Origin of the sequence: uncultured Collinsella sp., from assembly GCF_959026545.1 — a bacterium.
Taxonomy (GTDB): Bacteria; Actinomycetota; Coriobacteriia; order Coriobacteriales; family Coriobacteriaceae; genus Collinsella.
Genome location: NZ_CAUFLV010000016.1, coordinates 20,323 through 43,014, shown reverse-complemented (window position 1 = coordinate 43,014; position 22,692 = coordinate 20,323). Strand labels below are relative to the sequence as shown.

Below are 22,692 nucleotides of genomic sequence, written 5' to 3'. Positions count from 1 at the left end.
AATACAAGGCTTCTCCTCTCCGCCCGGTCTCCAAGATTTCTGCCGCACGCCCAATCGCGAAGTTTTGTCGAGTTGTGCTACCGTTTTCGACGGGGGTTTTCGATTGAAAGGCGGGGCGCCCGCGTTCATTCAAGTTGAACGCGGGCGCCCCGATTGCGTGCCGTTAGACTCGCTGTGCCTGTTGGCTCGGATTAGCCGACTCCCGGCTCGCGCTACTTCAAGTTTCTGCCGAAGGCGTCGGCGGCCTTGATGGCCTCGATGAACCCCTCGGGCGAGAACGGGGCGGGATTCGCCTGCTTCCACTCGTTCGTGTTCTGGGCCAGCTCGGCGATGCGCTGCAGGTGGCTCTCGTCGAGGTCGAGCTCGGCAAGAGTGACGGGAAGACCGAGCTTCTTGTTGAAGGCGGCATAGCGCGCCAGCTGCTCGGTGTCGCCCGTGTAGGCGAACAGCACGAGCACGCCGAAGCTCACGACCTCTCCGTGCAGGTGCGTGCGCCCGGGGCGCTGCACGCCCGTCGTGGCGTTGTAGAAGGCGTGCGCAAGTGAGGAGTTATAGTAGAAGTCGGGCTGGTTGGTGAGGTTGGAGACATACCCCGTGTTGACCACGATGTCGAGCGCGATTTGGCGCACCGCTTCACTCGACTGGCCGACGCGGACGTCGGCCAAGCCCTGCTCGCCGTAGGCCATGAGGGGATCAGTGCAGGTGTGTGCGAGCGTGAGGCCCAGCGTGCCCGTGTGCGTGAGCTCGGCCTCGCTGGCGGCATATTCGACCTCGGGCTGTTTGGAGAGGGCGTCGCCGATGCCGGCCCAGAAATACTCCTCGGGTGCGGCGGCGATGATGGCGGGGTTGATGAAGATGTGCGCAGGCGCGTCGGGATAGGCGTATCCCTTGAGTGAGTGGTCGTCGTTGTAGACCACGGCGATGGCGGTGGCGCTCGAGCAGTTCGAGCAGATGGTCGGAACGGAGAAGACGGTCTTGTCGAGCTCCTTGGCAGCGGTCTTCACCGTGTCGATCGCCTTGCCCCCGCCGATCGCGAAGGCGATGTCGGCATCGCGAAATGCCCGATTCGCAACAAGCGCGTCGATGGTGGACTGGGTGGAATCGGTGCCGTAGACTATCTCGTCGAGGATTTGCACGTTTGCACTATCGAGTGCGGCGCGGATACCAGGCGCCGCAGCGGCGAGGGCGCGGCGTCCACCTACCAGGACGACGGTTTTTGCCTGGTAGGGGGCGAGTACCGCGGGGATCGCCTCGAAGCAATCCTCGCCAACCGTATAGCTGCTCATTTGAATGGTGCGCATGTGACCTCCTTGACGAGTTGTCGTTCGTGACATTCTAGGACGGTGTTCGCACGCGGCGCTCTGTATCGAAATCGGAAAAAGAGTGTTAACGTGAGATTTCCGTTCTGGGAAGAAAGGTGGCTGTCATGAAGGTCGCGGTGAGCGCCTGCCTGCTGGGCGAGAATTGCAAATACAGCGGGGGCAACAACCGCTGTGAGCGCCTGTTGGAGGTGCTACATGCCCGTCCTGATATCGAGGTGATCCCTGTGTGCCCCGAGGTGGCGGGCGGTCTGCCCACGCCTCGCCCACCTGCGGAGATCATGGGCGGTGAGGTTGTCAACAATCTTGGCGAAAGCGTGGATACCGCGTATCGGGCGGGCGTCGCCGCCGAGATGGCGCGGCTCGCGCCGGCGATCGAGGCGGGGGATCTTGCGGCAGCAGTTCTACAGTCCCGGAGTCCCAGTTGCGGCGTTCATCAAGTCTATGATGGCACCTTCACGGGGACGCTTATTCCGGGGCAAGGCCTGTTCGCCCAAGCGCTCGCGGCGGCGGGCGTGCGCTTGGTGGACGCATCCGATTTAGATGACGTACTCGATTAGATCATGAGAAGTAGAAGACCTCTTCGAATTTCTCATCAAGGGCGATGCGGAGGACGAGGGCGAGTTTGGCGGAGGGACCTGCGGGGCCTGCGGGGTAAAAATGTACGTAGTTCTGCATCTGAGCAAACGGCAACGGCGCTGAAAACCTGACAGCTTTACCACCGCCCATGCCTGCCTCTCCCAACCGTCACTTTGTGTATTAAGGGGTGCCTATGAATTACGTTGTCATCATGTCTGCCTTTGCCTTGCTATGCGGTGTATTGAGCATGCTATTCTTTTCCGGTCGAGGAGCCAAGCTCATCGCCGGCTACAACACCTCGACACCCGAGCAGCGTGCTCGATATGACGAGCGGAAACTATGCAGAGCCATGGGGTTCATCATGGTTGGTGCGTTTTTCGCTCTCGGCACGATGGCACTTGCGGAGTTCGCTCGCATGCAAGGCGCGATAAGCCGTGATCTATCGGTTTGGGTTGCGCTCATGGCGGTTTTCGCGATGGCTGTCGGAATCTTCTTTGGCATCAGGCGCATGAACACCACCTGCCTCCGGGAATCGTAGTGGATTGTCCAGAGCGTTCCCGTACCGCTGCGTGTAATCGTTGAGTTAACGGATGCGCTTCCATCGCACGGGTCTCGCCACGTGCTATCATGTCGAGCCACAGGCGTTGATGGGGACGAGTAGGCCGGACCCGCACGGAAAAGAGAGCTTGGGGCGGTGGGATCCAAGTGCGTGCGACCAGTCGAAAATCACCCCGGAGCCGCGGCCCGAACGGCTGCCATCCATAGCGTTTTGCAAAACGACTACGTCCCCAATGGGGGGTGTCGTTTGCGGGGACGCGGGATGGTGCCCAGTAGGCGTCGCCGGGATGGCCGTCGTCACGGGCCAGCCGAGTACGAGGGGAGCGCACATGCGCGAGCCTTTGAGCTGGGTGGTATAGCGAAACGCACCGCGGGCCCTGCTTCCCGCATCTCATACGCGCTTCGTCCCAGCTTGAGCTAGGACGGGCGCTTTTTTCATGCGCCCATAACGAGAAGGGGGTATTCGTGGCAAACGAGTACAAGCAGACCATGAACCTGCCCAAGACCAAGTTCCCCATGCGGGCGGCCCTGGCGCAGCGCGAGCCGGAGCGCCTGAAGCGCTGGCAGGAGAACCATGTCTACGAGCTCATGCTCAAGAAGAACGAGGGCCACGAGAAATTCGTGCTCCACGACGGCCCTCCGTACGCCAATGGCCCCATCCACCTGGGCCACGCGATGAACAAGATCGCCAAGGACATGATCAACCGCTACAAGGCCATGCAGGGCTATGAGACCCCGTACGTTCCCGGCTGGGACTGCCATGGCCAGCCTATCGAGCACAAGGTCGAGGAGAAGCTCGGGACGGAGAAGTTCAACCAGACGAGCGTTGCCGAGATCCGCGAGCTGTGCAACCAGTTCGCTGTCGAGAACATCGACCTGCAGCGCGAGGGCTTCAAGCGCCTGGGCGTCCTGGGCGACTGGGACAACCCATATCTCACGCTCTACCACCAGCACGACGCCGCCGACATCGAGGCCTTCAAGGCCATGTTCGATAAGGGCATGGTCTATCGCGGCCATAAGCCGGTCCACTGGTGCAAGCACTGCCATACGGCCCTGGCCGAGGCCGAGATCGAGTACGGCGATGAGACGAGCCCGTCCATCTACGTGCGCTTCGAACTCACGACCAAGCCGGCGGGCCTCGAGTCCTTCGACGGCCCCGTTGACTTCGTGATCTGGACCACCACCCCCTGGACAATCCCTTCCGACCAGGCGGTCTCCCTCAAGCCCGAGGCGATCTACACCGCCATCGAGCACGATGGCCGCGCCGAGATCATGCTCAGGGACCTCGCCGAGAAGGTCTGCGGCATCGCCGGATGGGACGTCACCCCCGTGATGGTCGATGGCAAGCCCTATGAGGTCCCCGCCGAGGTCCTCGATCACCTGCACTACAAGCAGCCCGTCTTCGACGGCGTCGAGGGCGTGGCGCTCCTTGCCGACTACGTAGGCACCGAGGACGGTACTGGTATCGTCCACAACTCGCCCGGCCACGGCGTGGACGACTACTACGTCTGCATGAAGGAGGGCATGGACGTCTGCATGCCCGTCGACGACGACGGTCGCTTCTATAACGGCACCGAGTTCGGCACCGGCGGCCCGTTCTCCGGCATGGACACCGATGAGGCCAACCCGCATATCATCCAGTTCCTGCGCGACCGCGGCATGCTCGTGGCCGAGGTGAAGATCACCCACAGCTATCCGCACTGCTGGCGCTGCAAGAAGCCGGTTCTCTTCCGCGCCACCGACCAGTGGTTCGTCTCCATGGACAAGACCGGCCTGCGTGAGCAGGCGCTCGACCAGGTGCGCAACCATGTCACGTGGTATCCGGAGCACGCCGTCAACCGCATCGGCGCCATGGTGGAGCAGCGCCCCGATTGGTGCATCTCCCGTCAGCGCAACTGGGGCGTGCCGATCCCGTCCTTTACCTGCACCGACTGCGGCGAGAAGATCATGAACGACGACACGCTCGACGCCGTCATCGCGCTCTTCCACGAGAAGGGCTCCGACGCTTGGTTCACCGACGCACCCGAGTCCTACCTCGGCGACGCCTGCGTGTGCCCCAAGTGCGGCGGCCATCACCTCAAGACCGATCGCGACATCCTCGACGTGTGGTGGGACTCCGGCGTGTCCTGGAAGGCCGTGTGCGAGTACCGCCCCGAGCTCAAGTACCCGGCGGACGTGTACCTCGAGGGTTCCGACCAGCACCGCGGCTGGTTCCAGTCCTCGCTGCTGACCTCCGTTGGCACCAACGGCGTCGCCCCCTACAAGGCCGTCATCTCCCAGGGCTTCACCCTGGACGGCCAGGGCCGCAAGATGTCCAAGTCGCTCGGCAACGTGATCGACCCCAACAAGATCTGCGACGAGATGGGCGCCGACATCATCCGCCTGTGGGTCGCCTCCGTGGACACCTCCACCGACGTCGCCTGCGACCACGAGATCCTCGCCCGCACCTCCGACGCGTACCGCCGCTTCCGCAACACCCTGCGCTTCCTGCTGTCCGTGCTCGAGGGCCAGTTCGAGCCCGCGACCGACGGCGTGGCCTTCGACGAGCTCATGCCGCTCGACAAGCTCATGCTCGCCCGCCTCACCCAGGTCCAGGCCGAGGTCGACGAGGCCTACGCCGGTTATGAGTTCAACCGCGCGTACCGCACGCTGTACGATTTCGTCGTCACCGAGCTCTCCAACGTCTACCTCGACGCGCTGAAGGACCGCCTGTACTGCGAGAAGCCGGGCAGCCACGAGATGCGCAGCGCGCAGACCGTCGTGGCCGAGCTGCTCTCCATGCTTATGCGCGACCTGCAGCCCATCCTGTCCTACACGGTCGACGAGGCCATGGAGTTCGCTCCGGCCGGTTGCCGAGACAACCAGGAGTACGCGGCCCTGCTCGATTGGTACAAGAGCCCCATCACGCTCGAGCAGGCCAACGAGTTCGCCGGCGTCCTCGAGGCGTCGCTCGAGCTGCGAGGCGTGGTCACCAAGGCCATCGAGGAGGCTCGTTCCGCGGGCACCTTCACCAAGAGCCAGCAGGTCCGCGTGAAGGCTACCGCCCCGGCCGAGGCCTATGCGCTGCTCACCGGCGACAAGGCTGTCGACCTCGCCGAGTTCTACATCGTCTCCGAGGTGGAGCTGGCCGAGGGTGCGGCGTTCACCGCCCAGATCGAGGCCGCCCATGGTGAGGCGTGCGACCGCTGCTGGAACTACCGTACCTCTACGGGCGTCCACGGCGAGCACGAGCACATCTGCGACCGCTGCTTTGAGGCGCTGAGCTAAAGGCGCTGAGCTAAGCTCAGCGCATGACGCTGCGCGGCGGCCAGGCACGCCACCTTGCCCTTCAATCGTCGGGCGCCGCACGCTAGGCGTGCGCCCTCCTCTTTCAGGGCAATCTGGCGCACCTGGCCGTCGCTCGCTGATGTGCATGCCCACATCAAGGATCGCGTGCCATTGGGGACGTGCCCCTTTGGCACGCGGCATGACCTTCTACATCAAGGATGTTCACTTCGGAGTTTGGGGATTCCTTTGGCCGAGAAGCCGGATACAAAAACCTTTGAGCCGTCGCTTGGATGGCGCGCGTGCGTGGTGCTCGTCGCCGCTGTCACGGTGTTCGCGCTCGATTACATCTCCAAGGTGTTCGTTAAGAACACGCTCATGCTGACGGGGGAGAGCGTATCCGTCATCCCAGGGATCTTGAGCTTTCGTTTCGTCGCGAACATCGGTGCCGCGTTCAGCATGGGCGAGGGCATGGGTATGCTGTTCGCCTTCTTTGCCGCAGTCGTCATCGTTTCCATCGCCTTGTACCTTGGTCACGTGAGGAAGGTGTCGAAGGTGGAGACCTTCGGGCTCGGCCTTGTTGCGGGGGGCGCGATTGGCAATGCCCTCGATCGCCTGGTTCTCGGCTACGTGGTCGACTTCATCGCCACCGACTTCATCGATTTCCCCGTGTTCAACGTTGCAGATATCGGCATTTGCGTTGGCGTCTTCCTCGCGTTCGTGGGCTTCATGTTCCTGTCTCCCGCCGCCCAAGTCGATGCGGGTGCCGAGCTCGACGCACGTGACGCCCGTGCCGCCGCTCGTCGCGCCAAACGCCGCGGCGAGCGCGCCCGCGCGGTGCGTGAGCGCCAGGAGTGCGACAAGCCGGAAGGGGAGGGACGCTAATGCCCGCCGACCTTCACCTGCTCGTTCCCGTCGAAGCTGCGGGCGAGCGCCTCGATGCGTATCTGGGCGCGCAGGATGCGTGCCCCTCACGCTCTGCCTGCGCGAAGCTCGTTGAGGCGGGTGCCGTGGCCATCAACGGCGAAACGTGCCTCTCCAAAAAGCAGCAAGTAGCCGAGGGTGACCGCATCTCCATCGAGCTTCCCGAGGTCCGCGAACCGGGAGCCATCATTCCACAGGCCATTCCCCTCGACATTCGCTACGAGGACGACTACCTCATCGTCCTCTCCAAGCAGCGCGGTCTGGTGTGCCATCCGGCGCACGGCCACGAGGATGGCACGCTGGCGAACGCCCTTGCGTACCATTGCGGCCTTGATCACCTGGGCACGGTGCAGGGGGAGGACCGACCAGGCATCGTGCACCGCCTCGACCGCGACACCTCGGGTCTCATGCTCGCCGCCAAGGACGATGGCACGCAGCGCGCCCTGCAGAACCTCATCCGCACGCGCACGCTCGATCGTCGCTACATCACGCTCGTCCACGGCGAGATCGTCATGGACGAGGGGACCATCAACACGGGTATTGCGCGCTCCACACGCGATCGCGTGAAGATGGCCGTCTCCGATGATCCTTTTGCACGTCAGGCCATTACGACGTTTAAGGTGCTTGAGCGCTTTGAGCCCGCGCGGGGCGACGAGGGCTATACGCTCGTCGAATGTCACCTCTACACGGGGCGTACGCACCAGATTCGCGTGCACATGCGCCACATCCACCATCCGCTCGTGGGCGACCCACTGTACGGTAAGGGCAATGAGCGCATGAACCTCTACCTCGACCGTCAATTTCTGCACTCATGGAGCGTCTCGTTCGTGCATCCGGTGACCGGTGAGGTCGTGAGTTGCAAGGATGAGCTTCCTTGGGACCTCGCGGCTGCTTTGGATGAGCTGCACGACCGCTCGCTCGGACGCACGGAGGCGGGGGAGCAGATCATTCCACGCCTCGGCCTCCTCGAGGATTGAGCCCTCTCGATTGGAGATTGCGTGCCCGGGCGCAGACTGTCGTACACTGAGACGTACGAAACAATCGCGACCCGGGAGGCGTTTTGACACCTATCGTCGCCTTCAACAGCATCGTTGGCTTCCTATTCACCTGGTGCTTTCTGTACCAGGTCGTTTTCTTCTTCATCGGACTTCTGCGGGGCCAGGTGAAGACCCCCGCCGCCAAGAAGCAGCATCGCTATGCGTTCTTCATCGCCGCCCATAACGAGGAAGCGGTGATCGCCAACCTCGTCAAGTCGATTAAAGACCAGGACTATCCTTCCGAACTGATCGACATCTTCGTGGTGGCGGACGCGTGCACCGACAACACCGCCCAAGCGGCGCGTGATGCCGGTGCCATCGTCTACGAGCGCAACGACCTCTCCCGCAAGGGAAAGAGCTGGGTCATGGACTACGGGTTCGACCGCATCCTCAAAGAGTATCCCGGCAAGCACGAGGCGTTTTTCATCTTCGACGCCGACAATCTGCTCGCGCGTGACTACGTCACCGTCATGAACGACGCCTTCGACCAGGGGTATTTGGCGCTCACGAGCTATCGCAACTCAAAGAATTTCGGTAGCTCCTGGATCAGCGCGGCCTACGCCACCTGGTTCATGCGCGAGGCGCGCTATCTCAACAACGCGCGTATGATCTGCGGTACCTCGTGCGCCGTCTCCGGCTCGGGCTACCTCGTTTCGGCCAAGATCATCCAGGGCATGCACGGCTGGGACTTCCACACACTCACTGAGGATATCCAGTTCGCCACCTTCTGCGCCATCCACGGTGTTCGCATCGGCTATGCCCCGGCCGAATTCTTCGATGAGCAGCCCGTCACGCTCAAGGCCTCCATCAAACAGCGCATGCGCTGGACCAAAGGCTTCTATCAGGTGCTTTTCACCTACGGCCGCCACATGCTCACGTCCATCACCAAGTTTCGCCGCTTTGCCGCCTACGACATGCTCATGGTCATCGGTCCTGCCATGCTGTTGACCCTGCTCTGCCTCATGGTCAACACCACCTTCATCGTGGTCGGTAGCCTGAGCCACGGGTTCTTGGCAACCGACTCCGAGATCGAGATGGCAATCGGTTCGGTAATCATGATTTTTGCTTATATGTACGGCACGTTCTTTGTCATGGGGCTCTTCACTACTATCACCGAGTGGAAGCACATCCATTGTCCGCAGCGCTGGCGCATCTTCGCCAACTTGTTTACCTTCCCGCTGTTTATGTTCACGTATGTCCCGCTCACCGTGGCGGCGCTGTTCCTTAAGGTCGACTGGGTTCCCACGCCGCATGACGTGAGCGTGACGCTCGACGAGGTGCTCGACGGGGCCAAATAGGTTTTACGCGTCGTAGCCGTTTTCGGACATGAGCTCGTTCCAGAGTTCTTCTTCGAACTGGTCGAGCTCATCGCGATGCTCGTTCTCAAAGCGTTTCCAATCGTTCATATAGCCATCGCTCGGCAGCTCATCATATGCGTAGGACGAATTGATGGCCGTTCCGACCACCCCGAACATGAGGAGTGCGAACGCGATTGCCAGCAATGAGATGATCCCCAACGTCACTGCGGTAAGGACATAGGCGAAGTTTGACGAGTTCGTCTGAGGCGCGGTCGAAGCGCTCGCGCTTTCGATCACTCGCTGGCCGTCAATGGACTCTATGACGTCGGCGTCCGCCGCCTGTGGACCGGTCATTTGGGGTTCGGGTTTGGTGCTGTAGTCGAACGTGGGCGTTTCCATAGGTCTCCCGTGAAAGGTCGAGTTCATTGTCGCCATTATACCCGCGTTGGCGTGGCGGCGGGCGAGTGTCGAGGTGGTATACATGGTACAGGCGGGCAATTTGATGGAGGGGGCTTCGTCTAGGGGCCTCGCTGCAGGTGCGTTGACGCTGCTCGTGTGCGTCCTGTTGGTTGCGGCTGCGGTGGTCGATGCGCGTGAGCGGAGGTTTCCCACCGTGCTCGGAGTGGGCTTGGCACTTGCGTGCGCGGCCTTGAGCTTGGCTACGGGAGGCCTGCTGCGACTCATGTGGTGCGCGCTGGTATCCGCCCTCACGAGTGCGGTGATCGTCGCATTCGAGTTGTGGTGGCGCCGTTGGCACAAGGGACGCGCGGGCCTTGGCATGGGGGACGTCAAGTTCCTCGTCGCGCTTTCGCTTTGGAGGCCCCTCGAAGCCCTCGCGGCGTTTGGAGGCGGCTTGGTGTTGCTTGCCTTGACCGGCTTGCTTGCACGGCGCGTCTCGTTGCCGCTACTGCCCTTCGTAGTTCCTTTGTTGTTGGTGATGATCGTTGCCGTTCGTATGGGTTAGCCGTCCGGCTGCGAATGCGAATCGATGTATGTCCGCACGCCGTGCGATGATTGGTCTCGATCAACGATGACAGGAGGAGATGGAACATGACGAACGTACAGCAACAGAAGACAAATGATGTGAATCCCCGTATGACTGTCGATGCCTCAGAGTCAACGAGTGATCTCACGCATCGCCTACTCGCCATGCCCGACCAATTGAGCGCCGAGCTGGTCGAGCGTATGGAGGAGGATCGTGCTGCAGGATGGATCAATCCTTATCGCGCCGCCGACGATGCGGCGATTCGCCGCGAGCCGCGCGCAGGTGACGCCGGTAGCATCTGGCGTCCGTCGTACGTGCGTGATGCCGAGAAGATCATGCATCTGCCCGCCTACAGCCGCCTCAACGGCAAGACGCAGGTGTTCAGCTTCCGCAGCAACGACGATCTCTCGCGCCGTGGCCTCCACGTGCAGCTGGTGGCGCGCATTGCGCGGGACATCGGGCGCGCGCTCGGTCTCAATTGTGACCTCATCGAGGCGATCGGTTTGGGGCACGATCTGGGGCACACGCCCTTTGGCCATGCGGGGGAGGCGCGCCTCAACGACATCACCACCGCCCGCACCGGCCGCTCGTTTTTCCACAACGTCCATTCAGTCCGGGTGCTCGACAAGCTCTACGGTCGCAACCTGTCGCTGCAGACGCTCGATGGCGTGCTGTGCCATAACGGCGAGTACGAGCAGCGCGTCTTCGAGCTCTCGGGCATGGAATCGTTCGAGCAGTTCGACCACGTGGTGGGGGAGTGCTACACCCACGACTTCGACTACGTCAAGACGCTGCGCCCCATGACGCTCGAGGCTTGCGTGGTGCGCATCTCGGATATCATCGCCTATGTGGGGCGCGACCGTCAGGACGCCATCGAGGCGGGTTTACTCTCGGAAGACGCGTTTGAAGACGGTTTAGGTGGTCGATACAATTCCTGGATTCTCACGCGCGCCTCGATCGACATCGTCGAGCACAGTTACGGTAAGGACCGCATCGAGATGAGCGAGGAGCTGTTCTGCGAGATCCGCCGCGCGAAGCGTGAGAATTACGAAAAGATCTATCACTCGGCTGGCATCGAGGAGCAGGAGGCGGCGACGATGGCGCGCGCATTCAGCCTCATGTACGAGCATTTCCTTGGCGACCTTAAGGCACATGACGAGCAGAGCTATATCTTCCGCCACCACATCGCGCGCATCGACAAGGCTCTGTCGTACTACGGGCGCACGTACGAGTGGGAGCGTGATCTTGACCAGACGGTCGTCGATTATATCGCGAGCATGACAGATGGATACTTTACCGAGCTTGCGTGCACGTTGTTCCCGGAGCTCAAGTTCCCCCAGCGCACGTACATCAACGAACGCTAATACGAACAGGTGTTTGAATCTATCATTCCATTTGCTAGAATCACATGCGATGGCGAATCGACGGAACGGATTCATGGATACCCTTTTCAGCAGCTCCGAGCGGAGCAAACAGCTCAAGAACGCACCCTTGGCGGTGCGCATGCGTCCCAACACGCTTGACGATTACGTGGGTCAACGGAAGGCGGTGGGGCCTGGTTCGTGGCTGCGCAGCGCCATCGAACATGACGTGTTTTCGAGCGTGATCCTCTATGGACCTGCCGGTACGGGTAAAACCACCCTGGCCCACATCATCGCCGCACACACGAAGAGTGAGTTCGTCGAGGTTTCGGCGGTGACGGGTACGGTCAAGGACCTGCGTCGCGAGATCGAGGAGGCCAAGCACCGCCTCATGATGTTCGACCGCCGTACTATTCTGTTTATCGATGAGATCCATCGGTTCTCCCGCTCCCAGCAGGATGCTCTGCTCCATGCGGTGGAGAACCGCACCGTGGTCATGATCGGCGCCACCACCGAGAATCCGTATTTCGAGGTCAACTCCGCGTTGCTCTCGCGCAGTCGTGTGGTCGAACTGACGCACCTGAGCGACGCGGACGTTGAGCAATTGGTGCGCCGTGCTCTTGGGGCCCCAGAGGGCTTGGCGGGCAGGTACACGGCGAGTGATGAGGTCATCAAGGCGATCTGCACGCTTGCCGCGGGCGACGGGCGCAGCTCGCTCACCACGCTTGAGCTCGCAAGCGAGATTGCGCTTACGCGTCCGGCAGACCCGGCGGAGGACGTTCGCGCCGAGGGAGCTCCCATCGAGATCACACTCGAGGACGTCAAGCAGGCGAACCCCAGGCGCGGGCTCTCCTATGATAAGTCTGGCGACATGCACTACGACATCATCTCCGCGTTTATCAAATCGATGCGGGGCAGTGATCCCGATGCCGCGGTGTACTGGCTCGCCCGCATGATCGACGCGGGGGAGGACCCCAAGTTCATCGCGCGTCGCATCATGATCCAGGCAAGCGAGGATATCGGGAACGCCGACCCTACAGCCTTGCTGGTCGCCGAGGCCGCATTCAAGTCCGCTGAGGTGATCGGTTATCCCGAATGCCGCATCAATCTGGCGCAGGCGGCCATCTACAACGCACTGGCTCCCAAGAGCAACGCCGCCGAAGCCGCCATAGACGCCGCCCTCGAAGACGTGCGCTCGAGTGGTCAGCGCGAAGTCCCCAACCACTTGCGCGACCGCCATCGCCCGGGTTCAGACGAATATGGAGAGTACAAGTATCCACACGACTACCCAGAGGGCTGGGTACCGCAGCGGTATCTCCCTGAGGGTCTCGAGCCCGGCGCCTTCTGGCACCCCAGCGGCCGAGGTTGGGAACAATGGCGCGCCGAGACCCGCCCTAGATAACCGCTGTGGTTCACAACTCTTTCAAAGTGTGCGCCATGCCTGTCATCTCGCTTCCCCCGTGCGCGGGCGGCGATCATTTTGTAGATTCCGCACGCAAAGAAGCGTCCAGTGGACGCTTCGTCTTGCGCAGGACTTGACCGAGCAAAATGATCGCCGCCCGCGCACGGGAGAAGCGAGATGGTTGAATTGGACGCGAACGGGTATCATCAATCTATCTGTGACGAGACAACTACGGAGGCATTCATGGATCCCATCCAGATCGTCCTTATCGTTTTGGCGCTCGCCGGCGCTTGGGCCGTCGTCGAGTTGGCCCTCATGCTGCGTCGTACACGCGGCGTGGTCGATTCGCTCGATAAGACCGTCGAGCAGATCAACAGCACCATCGAGGAGGCGCGTCCTGTGGTCGCCAAGCTCGATGGTGTGGTCGACGAACTGCAGCCGGCTGTGTCCCAGATCGAACCCCTGCTCAAGCAGGCCACGGTCGCGACTGAGGCACTCTCGGCAGACCTTATCGAGGTCAACGGTGTACTTCGTGACGTCTCCGCGGTAAGCGGTGCCGCCAGCAGCGCGTCGAGTGCCGTGACCGGTTTTGCTGACGCCGCGAGTGAGAAGGTTCACAAGCTGTTTGCCAAGCCGCGTAAGACTGAGTCCATGCCCGCACCCCGCACCTTCGGCGACACAGCGGCTGCCCCGGCAGCAGAGACGCCCGGCTCGTTCGACCATGCCTCGGGGGAGACAGAGCCCATTGAGGCAGATGAGCCCCGTCAGTACTTCACCTACACCCCCGCCGAGGAGTCCGACCATGAGTAATCCCACGCGTGTCGCCCTTACCGTTGCTTGCGAGCCGCATCTCGCGCGCATCGTGCGCATGACCGCCGCGAACGTGGCGACGCTTTCCGCCATGTCGGTCGAGCGCGTCGAAGACATGCGCATGGCTGCGGAGGAGGCATTCATCTACGCTTGCGGAACGACGCCGGGTGAGGACCTAGTCATCGACTTCGATGTCGATGAGCGTCATGTCGCCATGACGTTCCAGTTGTCCGCAACGGCGTTCGCAGAGCCCTCTGAGGAGGACCCGACCGCCGTGTACGCCGATCTCATCTTGGGCTCGGTCTGCGATGTCTACGAAAAGCACGAAGCGCCCGCTCGCTTGGTGCTCGACGTGAAGGCGGACGTCGATGCCATCTAAAACCTCGGGTAAAAGCGCCTGGGACAAGGAGAAGACGCGCGAGCTCTTCCGCCGCTTCAAAGAAGAGGGCGATATGGATGCTCGCGAGAAACTCGTGATGTCCCATCTGAATCTCGTGCGCTTCATCGCCAATAAGTTCAAGAATCGCGGAGAGCCTCTCGATGACCTCGTGCAGGTCGGGTATCTGGGCTTGCTCAAGGCTATCGACCGCTTCGATCCGAGTCGCGGCCTCGAGTTCACCACGTTCGCCACGCCCACCATCATGGGCGAGATTAAGCGGCATTTCCGTGACAAGGGTTGGAGCGTCCGTGTGCCTAGGCGCCTGCAAGAGCTCTCGGCAAAGGTCAACCAGGCCACCGATACCCTTACCTCCAAGCTTCAGCGTTCGCCGACTATCGCCGAGATTGCGGAGTATCTGGACGCCTCCGTCGACGAGGTGCTCGAGGCCATGGAATCTTCTTCCGCGTATAGCTCTGTTTCGCTTGAGGCGCCTTCGGGCATGGAGGATGACGACACCCCCTCGGTCATCGACCGATATGCCACGGAGGATGAAGACCTCGCCTTCACCGATGATCGCATCATCATCGAGGAGGCACTTGCGAGCTTCTCGCCGCGTGAGCGCGAGGTCATTGAGATGCGCTTCCTGCAGGGGATGACGCAGATTGAAATTGCCGAGAAGCTCGGCATCTCCCAAGTGCAGGTGAGCCGTCTGCTCAGGCGTACGCTCAAGAAGATCCAAGACATAATCGACCCCGACGGGTCCATGGCCGGCTAGGTCCGGTTGGTGAGAGGAACTATGAAGCACGATACTTCGCACGCAGAGCGTGTGGCCCGCATCACGTTTTTCAACATCTGGATCGTCATCGGCGTCATCATCATCGCCTCCGTCGCGCTGAACCTGATCGGCTCGCTTTCGAGTGTGCTGCTCTTCCTCTCCGTCGGTTGCCTCTCGGCATTCGTCGCCTCGCCCATCGTCAATTGGCTCGAGCGCCACCGTGTCCCCCGTGGTGCGGGTGCCCTGATAGGCCTCATCGTTGTCATGGTCGGCTTGATTCTACTCTTTGCGCTCGTGATCCCCATGGTTACCGGGCAGCTCATCGACCTCCTGCGCGATGCTCCTTCCAAATTCTCCGCCCTCGGTGCGTGGGTGGTGCGCATGGAGAGCAAGTACGCCGTGGTCGAGCATTTGAATGACATCGTTCAGCTCGATTCGATCTTCACCGCCGCGCAGGACATCGTCAACCAGGCGCTTTCGGGCCTGCTCGCGGCTGTGCGCGATGGCATCGTTCCCATGGTGAACAACATCGCCTCGACGGTCTTCATCGTGTTCCTCGGCTTCGTCCTCGCGTTCTGGCTTGCGTGCGATTACCCCCGCATCAACGAGGAAATCTGTCGCGTGCTGCCCGAGGGCAAAGCCGACGACTATCGCCTCATGGTTGCGGTGGTCAGTCGTTCGGTGGGGGGCTACCTGCGCTCGACGGTCATTAACTCCGTCATCCAGGGCTTCCTCGCCTTCGTGGGATTTACGATCGTGGGCCATCCGTACGCGGGCGCCATGGGTGTTCTTTCGGGCGTGTTAAACATCATTCCCGTGGTCGGCCCCTCCATATCCGCGGCGTTGGCGTCTCTGATCGCACTTGTGTACAGCCCCATCATGGCGCTGTGGACGATGGTCATGGCTATGCTCTCCCAAAACATCACGGACAACGTGATCGCGCCCAAGATCAACCAGTCCACGATGCAGGTGCATCCGGTTTTGTCGCTCACGGCGCTCGTTGTTGGATCGACTTTCGGTGGAGCCGCGGGAATGATCGTCGCGTTGCCGCTCGTTGCGGTCATCAAATCGCTCTTCATCTTCTATTTCGAGACGCGCACCGGCGAGCAGATCGTTTCCTACGAGGGTGCGCTCTTCCGTGGAGCCCCCTTCCGTGATGCACAGGGCAACCCGGTTCCTGCTTTTGACGCGCTGGGAGACGACGGTTTCGTAGCCGACTCGCAGATCATCGACGAGAGCTCGGTTCCCGAGGCGGAGGCCATGCCCAAGCCCGAGCTCGAGAACCCGTGGGCAAAGCTCATCGACTTCGAGAACCCTTTCACCTCGCACGAGCACGATGTGGGTGCCAAGAAACCCGAGGAAACCGACACAACTGATGACGGCCGTTAACGTATACTAGACGGGTTGGAAACTGTCCCGGTGATCGGGACCTCATTTAACCCAGGGAGTTTACGCATGGCCGCCGACTATCCCACCATGAAGACCGCCGAGATCCGCTCGGCCTACCTCAACTTTTTCGAGAGCAAGGGCTGCAAGCTCTATCCGAGCTCCTCACTCGTTCCCGATGACCCGTCCCTGCTGCTCGCCAACGCCGGTATGAACCAGTTCAAGGAGTTCTACCAGGGCAAAAAGGTCATGAAGGAGATCGGTGCGTGCTCGTGCCAGAAGTGCGTGCGCACGAATGACATCGACATCATCGGTGCCGACGGGCGCCACGCCTCCTTCTTCGAGATGCTCGGCAACTTCGCCTTTGGCGGCGTGACCAAGGAGCAGGCATGCACGTGGGCATACGAGCTCATCACTGAGGTCTTCAAGCTGCCCAAGGACCGTCTGTACTTCACGGTCTTCACCGAGGACGATGAGACCGAGTCCGTATGGCGCTCACTCGGCGTGCCTGCCGACCACATCACCCGTCTGGGGGAGGACGACAACTTTTGGGCGGCCGGCCCCACCGGTCCGTGCGGTCCGTGCTCCGAGATCTACTTCGACCTTGGCGAGGAGGTGGGCTGTGGATGCCCGGACTGCGCGCCCGGCTGCGACTGCGATCGCTTCCTCGAGTTCTGGAACCTCGTCTTTACTCAGTTCGATCGCCAAGAGGACGGCTCCATGCCCGAGCTGCCCCACCGCAACCTCGACACCGGCATGGGTCTCGAGCGCATGGCTGCCATCATGCAGCACAAGAGCTCGTTCTTCGACGGCGACGTCATGCAGAGTCTCATCAAGTTGGGCGAGGAGATCTCCGGCAAGACCTATGTTGATGACGACTACACCGGTGCTTCCCGTTCCTTACGCATCATTGCCGACCACGCCCGTTCGGTGAACTTCCTGATCTCCGATGGCGTGCTTCCCGGTAACGAGGGCCGTGGCTATGTGCTGCGCCGTCTGCTGCGTCGCGCCGTGTTCCATGGGCGTCTGCTGGGTATCGAGGACGCGTTCCTGGGCCGTTTCATCGATGCGGTGAATGATGTGATGGGCGACGCCTATCCGAGCCTGCTCGAGAACGTCGGCCTGGTCAAGGGTATCGTCGAGGCGGAGGAGGAGCGTTTCTCCACCACCCTCAACAACGGCCGCGCTTATCTCGATGAGCAGCTCGCGGCGCTCGCGGATGGCGAGCAGCTTCCCGGCTCCGCCGCATTTATGCTGCACGACACGTTCGGGTTCCCGATCGACCTCACCGTCGAGATCGCCGAGGGCGCCGGCCATGCGGTCGATATCGAGGGCTTTAATGCCGAGATGGCCGAGCAGAAGGCCCGCGCCCGCGCCGCCGCCAAGGGTGACGCCTGGGGTTCCTTCAACGACGTGTGGACCGAGCTTGCAGACCAGTTGCCCGCCACCGAGTTCGTGGGCTACGACAACGAGAGCATCGAGGGCGCGAAGGTCCTCGCTATCGTCGTGAACGGCGAGCGTGTCGAGCGCGCCGAGAACGTCGCGGAGGCTGCCGTCGTGCTCGATCGCACCCCTCTGTACGCCGAGATGGGCGGCCAGATGGGTGACCACGGCCTTATCGACACCGTCGACGCTCAGTTCTTCGTCAATAACACTATCGCCAAGGGCGGTCTGTACGTCCATGAGGGCAAGCTCATCGGCGCGCTTTCGCAGGGTGACACCGTCTTTGTCGGTTACGACCTCGCCCGCCGCGGTCTGCTCCGTCGCAACCACACCGCCACCCACCTGCTCGACGCCGCCTTGAAGGAGGTCCTGGGCGACCACGTCAACCAGGCCGGTTCGCTGGTGTCTCCCGAGGGCCTGCGCTTTGACTTCACGCACTTCGAGGCCATGACCACTGAGCAGGTCCGCGCGGTGGAAGACCTGGTCAACGAGCAGATCTTTGCCGCCAAGCCCGTGGTGACCACCGTCATGGGCATTGAGGAGGCCAAGGCCTCCGGCGCCGTGGCGCTTTTTGGTGAGAAGTACGGCGACGTGGTTCGCGTCGTGTCCGTGGGCGTCGAGGATGAGCCCTTCTCCCGCGAGCTGTGCGGCGGCACCCACGTTGCCAACACGGCGGAGCTCGGATTGTTCAAGATCGTCTCCGAGTCCTCCACCGGTTCCAATGTCCGTCGTATCGAGGCTGTGACCAGCACCGGCGCCATCACGTATCTCGAGGAGCGCGCTGCGCTGGCCGAGTCGGCCGCCGCTGGCCTCAAGTGCCGTGTTGAGGAGGTTCCCACGCGCATCGCTGTGCTCCAGTCCGAGCTGCGCGAGGTCAACCAGAAGCTCAAGCGCGCGCTCACCGGCGGTGGCTCCGATGCCATTTCCGCGGCGATCGAAAATGCCGCCGACATGGGTTCGTACAAGCTCGTGACCGCCGAGCTCACGGGGCTCGAGGCGGCGGACCTGCGCAATGTGTGGGACACCGTGCGCGGCAAGATCGCCGGCCCGGTCGCCTGCGTGCTCGCCACGGTGACCGAGAAGGGTACGCCCGCGCTACTGGCCGCCGCGACCGATGACGCCGCCGCCGCTGGTTTCCACGCGGGTAACGTCATCAAGCAGATCGTGCCGCTCGTCGATGGCCGTGGTGGCGGTAAGCCCACCATGGCGCAGGCTGGCGGCAAGAATGCCGCGGGCATCGCTGCTGCTCTCGAGGCCGCGAGCGATGCGCTGAACGCGTAACCGAGGCGTCCAGAGGTGGTTGCACTCGCGCTCGATATTGGCGGCACACGCACCGGTATCGCGGTCTCTGACCGCACCGGGCGCGTCGCTATGCCGCTCAAGGTCCTCCCTGCTTCCGAGGTTGAGAATATGGCGCGCACCTTTCGCATGATCATTGAGGACCATGAGCCCGATGTCCTCGTCTGCGGACTGCCCCAGACGATGGCGGGGGAGGAAGGCCCGCAGGCAGAGCATATCCGTGCGATCGCCGAACGCGTATCGCGTGCCTGCGACCTTCCCCTCGAGTTCATCGACGAGCGCCTTTCCTCGAGCGAGGCCAAGCGCGTTTTGCGTGAGCAGGGTTTGAGCGAAAAACAGATGCGCGGTAAGGTAGATATGATCTCGGCTTCGCTGTTCCTGCAGGCGTGGCTCGACTCTCAGAGACGAAAGGAAGACCGTGGCTGATTACTCCGGTTCCCATCGCCCCGGCGACACGTCCCGTCCGGCGGGCAAGCGATTCCGCACCAATGGGTCTGCCCCCGCTTCGTCTGCCTCGAGTCGTACCGCCGCGCCGCGTCCAGCGGGCACTCGTTTCTCGCAGAACACCTCGCGTCCCGCTTCCGCCCAGCCCTCCCGCATTGGTGTTCAGCCTGTATACAGCCGTAGTGGCGATTCGCATAAGAAGGGCTCTCCGATTCCGGTGATCGTCGGCGTCCTCATCGCCATCGCCGTCGTCGCAGGTGCTGCCATCTTTATCTTCCCTCGTCTGTTTAGCGGATCCGATCAAACCGTTGAGGCGGGCCAGCAGGTCACTATCACCATTCCCGATGGTGCCTCTGGCGATACCATAGCCTCCATCCTTTCCGAGAACCACATTATCGAGGATCCCTCGGAGTACTATGCCGCCGTCAAGAAGCTGAATGCCGAGATGTCGCTCAAGCCCGGCGATTACCAGTTCGAGACGCTGCAGGATCCCGTCGAAGTGGTCGAGCAGCTCGTCGAGGGCCCGAATGCCAGTGGCGCCAAGCTCACGGTGCCCGAGGGCAGGACTGTCGGGCAGACGGCGCAGCTCGTTGAGGAGACCTATGGCATCTCTGCCGATGACTTCCTTGCCCAGGCAAAGGCGAGCGCTTACGTTTCGGATTATCCCTTCTTGTCTGAGGCAGCCGACGATTCCCTTGAGGGCTTCCTTTATCCAAAGACGTATACCTTCTCGGGCACTCCCACGGCCGATCAAATTATTCGCGCCATGCTCGACCAGTATCAGACGGATGTGGTCGACGCGCTCGACTTCACGGCCGCCCGCATCGCTATCAACGAGCGCTATGGGCTCGACCTCAGCGATTATGAATTGCTCGTCCTCGCTTCCGTGGTTGAGCGTGAGGGATTGAACGCCAGCCAGCGCGCGCATGTTGCCTCCGTCTTCCTCAACCGCATGAGCGGGAAGGGTGATTTTGCGGGTCGCCCGTACCTGCAAAGTGACGCCACGCTCATGTATGTGACGGGCGGCGCCGTCACGGCCGATGACATCCAGAGCATCGACAGCCCGTATAACTCTTATAAGAACGCGGGACTTCCCCCCACGCCCATCTGCGCGCCGTCGGTCGAGGCGATTCAGGCTACCTTGAACCCGACCGATTCAAATGACCTCTACTTTTACATCACGCAGGACGAGGAGTATTTCTCCGAGACCTACGATGAGCACATGCAGTCTTGGGAGTAGGCAATGAGCTGGTTTTCCCCTGCACGCTATGTTTCGAGCGTTGAGCGCATCGACCTCGACGCCCTTTGGGCGTCCGGCAAACGCGCCATTCTACTCGATCGCGATAATACGCTCGTCCCGCGTGACCGCAAGGACGCGCCCGCCAGCGTGGCGGCGTGGCTCGACCATGCGCGTGAGCTCGGCTTCGAGCTCATCATGGTGTCCAACAACTGGCACAAGAGTCATGTCTCGCGCTCGGCGCGCGAGCTCAAGATGGATTACATCTCCTTCGCGTGCAAGCCGCTGCCCTATGCGATCACGGCGGGTATGCGCCGTTTGGGCGCGAAGCCGGAGGAGGCCGTCATGATCGGCGACCAGCTCTACACCGATGTGTGGGGCGGAAACTTCGCCGGTATCGACACTATTCTGGTCAAGCCACAGACAACCGTCGACCTGTGGTACACGCAGATTTTCCGCATCTTCGAGCGCCGCGCCCTGCGTCACGTGGCCTGCGAGGAGTAGGTCGCCATGGCGCAGGCGGTCAAGCACGGATGCGATCACGTCTTCTTCGTCGGATTCCTTGGGGCCGGCAAGTCGACGCTCGCCCGAAACCTGGGACGGATGTTCCATCGCCGTTTCGTCGACACCGACCGCTTGGTCGAGCGGCGTTGCGGCAGCACCGTCGCCCGCGTGTTCGAGGAACTTGGCGAGGACCGCTTTCGCGAGCTCGAGACCGCCGTGCTCGAGGGGCTGCGTTCGGAGCGCAGCCTGCTCGTCTCATGCGGGGGTGGTGTCGTGGAGACCCCTCGCAACATCGAGCTCATGCACGAGATGGGCTACTGCGTGTATCTCGACGGTGACTTAGACGACTCCCTGCGTCAAATCCGCCGCTCCGACACCCGACCCGATTTCCGCAGCGCCGAGCACGCCGCGCGTCTGCTCGAACATCGCCGCCCGTTGTACCGACAGGCTGCCGATCTTACCGTGGATATTCGCGGCACCTCGTTCACCGATGTGTCCTATACCGTTGCCGAACTGCTCTTGGAGCGTGGTTTGATATGACGATTCGTCGCAAGCTTCTCAACTTTGGCTCACGTAGCACCGATTTGCGCTTTGGCTGCGGTGCGTTTTCCGAGCTCTCCAAAATGCTCGCCGGCGCCGTGGGGCGTCCCTGTCGCGCCTTCATGGTTGCCGATGCCGACCTGCCCGAGGACCTTGTCCTTAACGTGCGCCGTTCGCTTATCGATGCCGGATATCGCGTGGATGAGGTGGCGCTCGATGGAGAGGCCGCGAGCTCGTTCGCAACTGTCGGCGGGTTGTTCGTGCGCCTCGCGTCTTTCGGCCTCACTGCCGAGGACCTCGTCGTGGGCGTTGGCTCCGCCCCCGTCTGCTCCATCTCCGCGTACATCGCCCGTTCGTGGTGCGGAGGGTGCGCGTGCGCTCTTGTCCCCACGACGCTCGATGCCATGATCATGGCACCCACCCAGATGGTGCCCCTTTCCGTTGGGGCACATGATGCGGGCGTGTCGCTTGCGCCTGAGGTCGGTCTCGTCATATGCGATCTCGACCTTGTGCGCGCGTTCGACTCGCAGCGCAATGGCCTGGGCTACGTGCTCATGTGCGCGGCGAGCCTCGCCGAGAGCCGCAAGTGCTGGGAGTCGTTCGAGTCCACGGTCGAGGGCATGGTCGCCGGTAGTGAAGTCTCGCTCATGGAGGCGTTCACCAGTGCGCATACCTCGCGCATGAATACTGTCAAGTCGGCGAGCCCCTCCGCACGCCGCGCGTTCATGTACGGCGATACCACGGCTCGCGCACTAGCCGTGTGTTTGAATGACTCCTCCATCCCCGGGTACCGTCTTTACGCCGAGGGCATGCGCTTCGAGGCGCGTCTTGCCGTCGACGTGTGCGAGTTTCCCGTTGATGAGATGTTTGCCCTCGACGATCGCCTGGAAGACCTGGGCATCGAGGAGCTTCAGTTCTCGATTGAACCCGAGACGTTCGTCGAGGCCGTGCGCGCTGAGCGCTTCCGTCGCTCGAACCGTTTCCAGTTTGCCCTGCCCAAGCATCCGGGCATCATTCGCCTGGCATCGGTAGACGACGAGGTCTTCGAGCGCCACGCCCGCGCGTTCCTCGCCTCGCGCCACCCCTAGCTTCTTACAGTGCGATAATGGTGCAGGACGCATCCGTCTTCCCATTGCACACATCCCAGC

General features: G+C 61.9%; 21 protein-coding genes. 19 read left to right on the top strand and 2 right to left on the bottom strand.

The features are described 5' to 3' along the window. Nucleotides 1-212 precede the first annotated feature (212 nt). Nucleotides 213-1,301 carry an iron-containing alcohol dehydrogenase family protein gene (locus Q5Q88_RS07680; RefSeq protein ID WP_302742718.1) on the bottom strand — a complete coding sequence of 363 codons (1,089 nt, stop codon included), beginning with the start codon at nt 1,299-1,301 and terminating at the stop codon, nt 213-215. Nucleotides 1,302-1,426: 125 nt separating this feature from the next. Between Q5Q88_RS07680 and Q5Q88_RS07675 the strand changes: the two genes are divergently transcribed. From Q5Q88_RS07675 to Q5Q88_RS07650, 6 genes are all read left to right on the top strand, one after another. Then, on the top strand, nt 1,427-1,879 hold the full coding sequence (locus Q5Q88_RS07675; RefSeq protein WP_302742722.1) for a DUF523 domain-containing protein: 453 nt from the start codon (nt 1,427-1,429) through the stop codon (nt 1,877-1,879). Nucleotides 1,880-2,091: 212 nt separating this feature from the next. Then, nucleotides 2,092-2,436 carry a DUF3784 domain-containing protein gene (locus Q5Q88_RS07670; protein ID WP_302742716.1) on the top strand — a complete coding sequence of 115 codons (345 nt, stop codon included), beginning with the start codon at nt 2,092-2,094 and terminating at the stop codon, nt 2,434-2,436. A gap of 485 nt (nt 2,437-2,921) precedes the next feature. Continuing rightward, a complete protein-coding gene (ileS, locus tag Q5Q88_RS07665) occupies nt 2,922-5,723 on the top strand; it encodes an isoleucine--tRNA ligase (RefSeq protein ID WP_302742714.1) in 2,802 nt (933 codons plus the stop codon). A gap of 246 nt (nt 5,724-5,969) precedes the next feature. Then, a complete protein-coding gene (gene lspA / locus Q5Q88_RS07660) occupies nt 5,970-6,605 on the top strand; it encodes a signal peptidase II (RefSeq protein WP_302742712.1) in 636 nt (211 codons plus the stop codon). Further along, a complete protein-coding gene (locus Q5Q88_RS07655) occupies nt 6,605-7,621 on the top strand; it encodes an RluA family pseudouridine synthase (RefSeq protein WP_302742710.1) in 1,017 nt (338 codons plus the stop codon). Before lspA ends, Q5Q88_RS07655 begins: the two co-directional genes overlap by 1 nt. Before the next feature lie 83 nt (nt 7,622-7,704). Next, nucleotides 7,705-8,979, top strand: coding sequence for a glycosyltransferase family 2 protein (locus Q5Q88_RS07650; protein ID WP_302742708.1), 1,275 nt, complete (start codon nt 7,705-7,707; stop codon nt 8,977-8,979). A gap of 3 nt (nt 8,980-8,982) precedes the next feature. Here Q5Q88_RS07650 and Q5Q88_RS07645 read toward each other — a convergent pair whose 3' ends face one another. Beyond that, nucleotides 8,983-9,378 carry a hypothetical protein gene (locus Q5Q88_RS07645; protein ID WP_302742706.1) on the bottom strand — a complete coding sequence of 132 codons (396 nt, stop codon included), beginning with the start codon at nt 9,376-9,378 and terminating at the stop codon, nt 8,983-8,985. An 82-nt stretch (nt 9,379-9,460) separates the two neighbouring features. On the opposite strand from Q5Q88_RS07645, the gene Q5Q88_RS07640 reads away from it, so the two are divergent. The 13 genes from Q5Q88_RS07640 to Q5Q88_RS07580 all read left to right on the top strand — a co-directional run bounded on the left by Q5Q88_RS07640 (nt 9,461) and on the right by Q5Q88_RS07580 (nt 22,632). Further along, nucleotides 9,461-9,943 (top strand): prepilin peptidase, encoded by a 483-nt coding sequence (locus Q5Q88_RS07640; RefSeq protein WP_302742720.1) that lies wholly within the window; start codon nt 9,461-9,463, stop codon nt 9,941-9,943. Nucleotides 9,944-10,074: 131 nt separating this feature from the next. Continuing rightward, a complete protein-coding gene (locus Q5Q88_RS07635; protein WP_118653749.1) occupies nt 10,075-11,328 on the top strand; it encodes a deoxyguanosinetriphosphate triphosphohydrolase family protein in 1,254 nt (417 codons plus the stop codon). Between the two features lie 73 nt (nt 11,329-11,401). Continuing rightward, nucleotides 11,402-12,727 carry a replication-associated recombination protein A gene (locus Q5Q88_RS07630; RefSeq protein WP_302742704.1) on the top strand — a complete coding sequence of 442 codons (1,326 nt, stop codon included), beginning with the start codon at nt 11,402-11,404 and terminating at the stop codon, nt 12,725-12,727. Nucleotides 12,728-12,970: 243 nt separating this feature from the next. Further along, complete coding sequence (locus Q5Q88_RS07625; RefSeq protein WP_118653672.1) at nt 12,971-13,537, top strand: hypothetical protein; 567 nt, start codon at nt 12,971-12,973, stop codon at nt 13,535-13,537. Continuing rightward, complete coding sequence (locus Q5Q88_RS07620) at nt 13,530-13,916, top strand: ATP-binding protein (RefSeq protein WP_302742701.1); 387 nt, start codon at nt 13,530-13,532, stop codon at nt 13,914-13,916. The genes Q5Q88_RS07625 and Q5Q88_RS07620 overlap by 8 nt, the downstream gene beginning before the upstream one ends. Next, nucleotides 13,906-14,691 (top strand): RNA polymerase sigma factor SigF, encoded by a 786-nt coding sequence (locus Q5Q88_RS07615; protein WP_302742699.1) that lies wholly within the window; start codon nt 13,906-13,908, stop codon nt 14,689-14,691. The genes Q5Q88_RS07620 and Q5Q88_RS07615 overlap by 11 nt, the downstream gene beginning before the upstream one ends. 21 nt (nt 14,692-14,712) lie before the next feature. Then, a complete protein-coding gene (locus tag Q5Q88_RS07610; RefSeq protein ID WP_302742697.1) occupies nt 14,713-16,080 on the top strand; it encodes an AI-2E family transporter in 1,368 nt (455 codons plus the stop codon). A gap of 66 nt (nt 16,081-16,146) precedes the next feature. Further along, a complete protein-coding gene (gene alaS, locus Q5Q88_RS07605) occupies nt 16,147-18,801 on the top strand; it encodes an alanine--tRNA ligase (protein WP_302742695.1) in 2,655 nt (884 codons plus the stop codon). A gap of 15 nt (nt 18,802-18,816) precedes the next feature. Beyond that, entirely contained in the window at nt 18,817-19,245 is a 429-nt protein-coding gene (gene ruvX, locus Q5Q88_RS07600; RefSeq protein WP_302742694.1) for a Holliday junction resolvase RuvX, read from the top strand. Further along, on the top strand, nt 19,238-20,503 hold the full coding sequence (gene mltG / locus Q5Q88_RS07595; RefSeq protein WP_302742692.1) for an endolytic transglycosylase MltG: 1,266 nt from the start codon (nt 19,238-19,240) through the stop codon (nt 20,501-20,503). The genes ruvX and mltG overlap by 8 nt, the downstream gene beginning before the upstream one ends. Before the next feature lie 3 nt (nt 20,504-20,506). Further along, nucleotides 20,507-21,004 (top strand): YqeG family HAD IIIA-type phosphatase, encoded by a 498-nt coding sequence (locus Q5Q88_RS07590; protein WP_118653665.1) that lies wholly within the window; start codon nt 20,507-20,509, stop codon nt 21,002-21,004. Between the two features lie 6 nt (nt 21,005-21,010). Continuing rightward, nucleotides 21,011-21,544, top strand: a complete 534-nt coding sequence (locus Q5Q88_RS07585; protein WP_118653664.1) for a shikimate kinase — start codon at nt 21,011-21,013, stop codon at nt 21,542-21,544. Beyond that, a complete protein-coding gene (locus Q5Q88_RS07580) occupies nt 21,541-22,632 on the top strand; it encodes a hypothetical protein (protein ID WP_302742689.1) in 1,092 nt (363 codons plus the stop codon). Before Q5Q88_RS07585 ends, Q5Q88_RS07580 begins: the two co-directional genes overlap by 4 nt. The last annotated feature ends 60 nt before the right edge of the window (nt 22,633-22,692 follow it).

Coding starts and splice junctions, on each gene's coding strand:
- Q5Q88_RS07680 (WP_302742718.1), bottom strand. CDS start 1,301: ATGCGCACCATTCAAATGAGCAGCTATACGGTTGGCGAGGATTGCTTC.
- Q5Q88_RS07675 (WP_302742722.1), top strand. CDS start 1,427: ATGAAGGTCGCGGTGAGCGCCTGCCTGCTGGGCGAGAATTGCAAATAC.
- Q5Q88_RS07670 (WP_302742716.1), top strand. CDS start 2,092: ATGAATTACGTTGTCATCATGTCTGCCTTTGCCTTGCTATGCGGTGTA.
- Q5Q88_RS07655 (WP_302742710.1), top strand. CDS start 6,605: ATGCCCGCCGACCTTCACCTGCTCGTTCCCGTCGAAGCTGCGGGCGAG.
- Q5Q88_RS07645 (WP_302742706.1), bottom strand. CDS start 9,378: ATGGAAACGCCCACGTTCGACTACAGCACCAAACCCGAACCCCAAATG.
- Q5Q88_RS07640 (WP_302742720.1), top strand. CDS start 9,461: ATGGTACAGGCGGGCAATTTGATGGAGGGGGCTTCGTCTAGGGGCCTC.
- Q5Q88_RS07635 (WP_118653749.1), top strand. CDS start 10,075: ATGACTGTCGATGCCTCAGAGTCAACGAGTGATCTCACGCATCGCCTA.
- Q5Q88_RS07630 (WP_302742704.1), top strand. CDS start 11,402: ATGGATACCCTTTTCAGCAGCTCCGAGCGGAGCAAACAGCTCAAGAAC.
- Q5Q88_RS07625 (WP_118653672.1), top strand. CDS start 12,971: ATGGATCCCATCCAGATCGTCCTTATCGTTTTGGCGCTCGCCGGCGCT.
- Q5Q88_RS07620 (WP_302742701.1), top strand. CDS start 13,530: ATGAGTAATCCCACGCGTGTCGCCCTTACCGTTGCTTGCGAGCCGCAT.
- Q5Q88_RS07615 (WP_302742699.1), top strand. CDS start 13,906: ATGCCATCTAAAACCTCGGGTAAAAGCGCCTGGGACAAGGAGAAGACG.
- Q5Q88_RS07610 (WP_302742697.1), top strand. CDS start 14,713: ATGAAGCACGATACTTCGCACGCAGAGCGTGTGGCCCGCATCACGTTT.
- alaS (WP_302742695.1), top strand. CDS start 16,147: ATGGCCGCCGACTATCCCACCATGAAGACCGCCGAGATCCGCTCGGCC.
- Q5Q88_RS07590 (WP_118653665.1), top strand. CDS start 20,507: ATGAGCTGGTTTTCCCCTGCACGCTATGTTTCGAGCGTTGAGCGCATC.
- Q5Q88_RS07585 (WP_118653664.1), top strand. CDS start 21,011: ATGGCGCAGGCGGTCAAGCACGGATGCGATCACGTCTTCTTCGTCGGA.
- Q5Q88_RS07580 (WP_302742689.1), top strand. CDS start 21,541: ATGACGATTCGTCGCAAGCTTCTCAACTTTGGCTCACGTAGCACCGAT.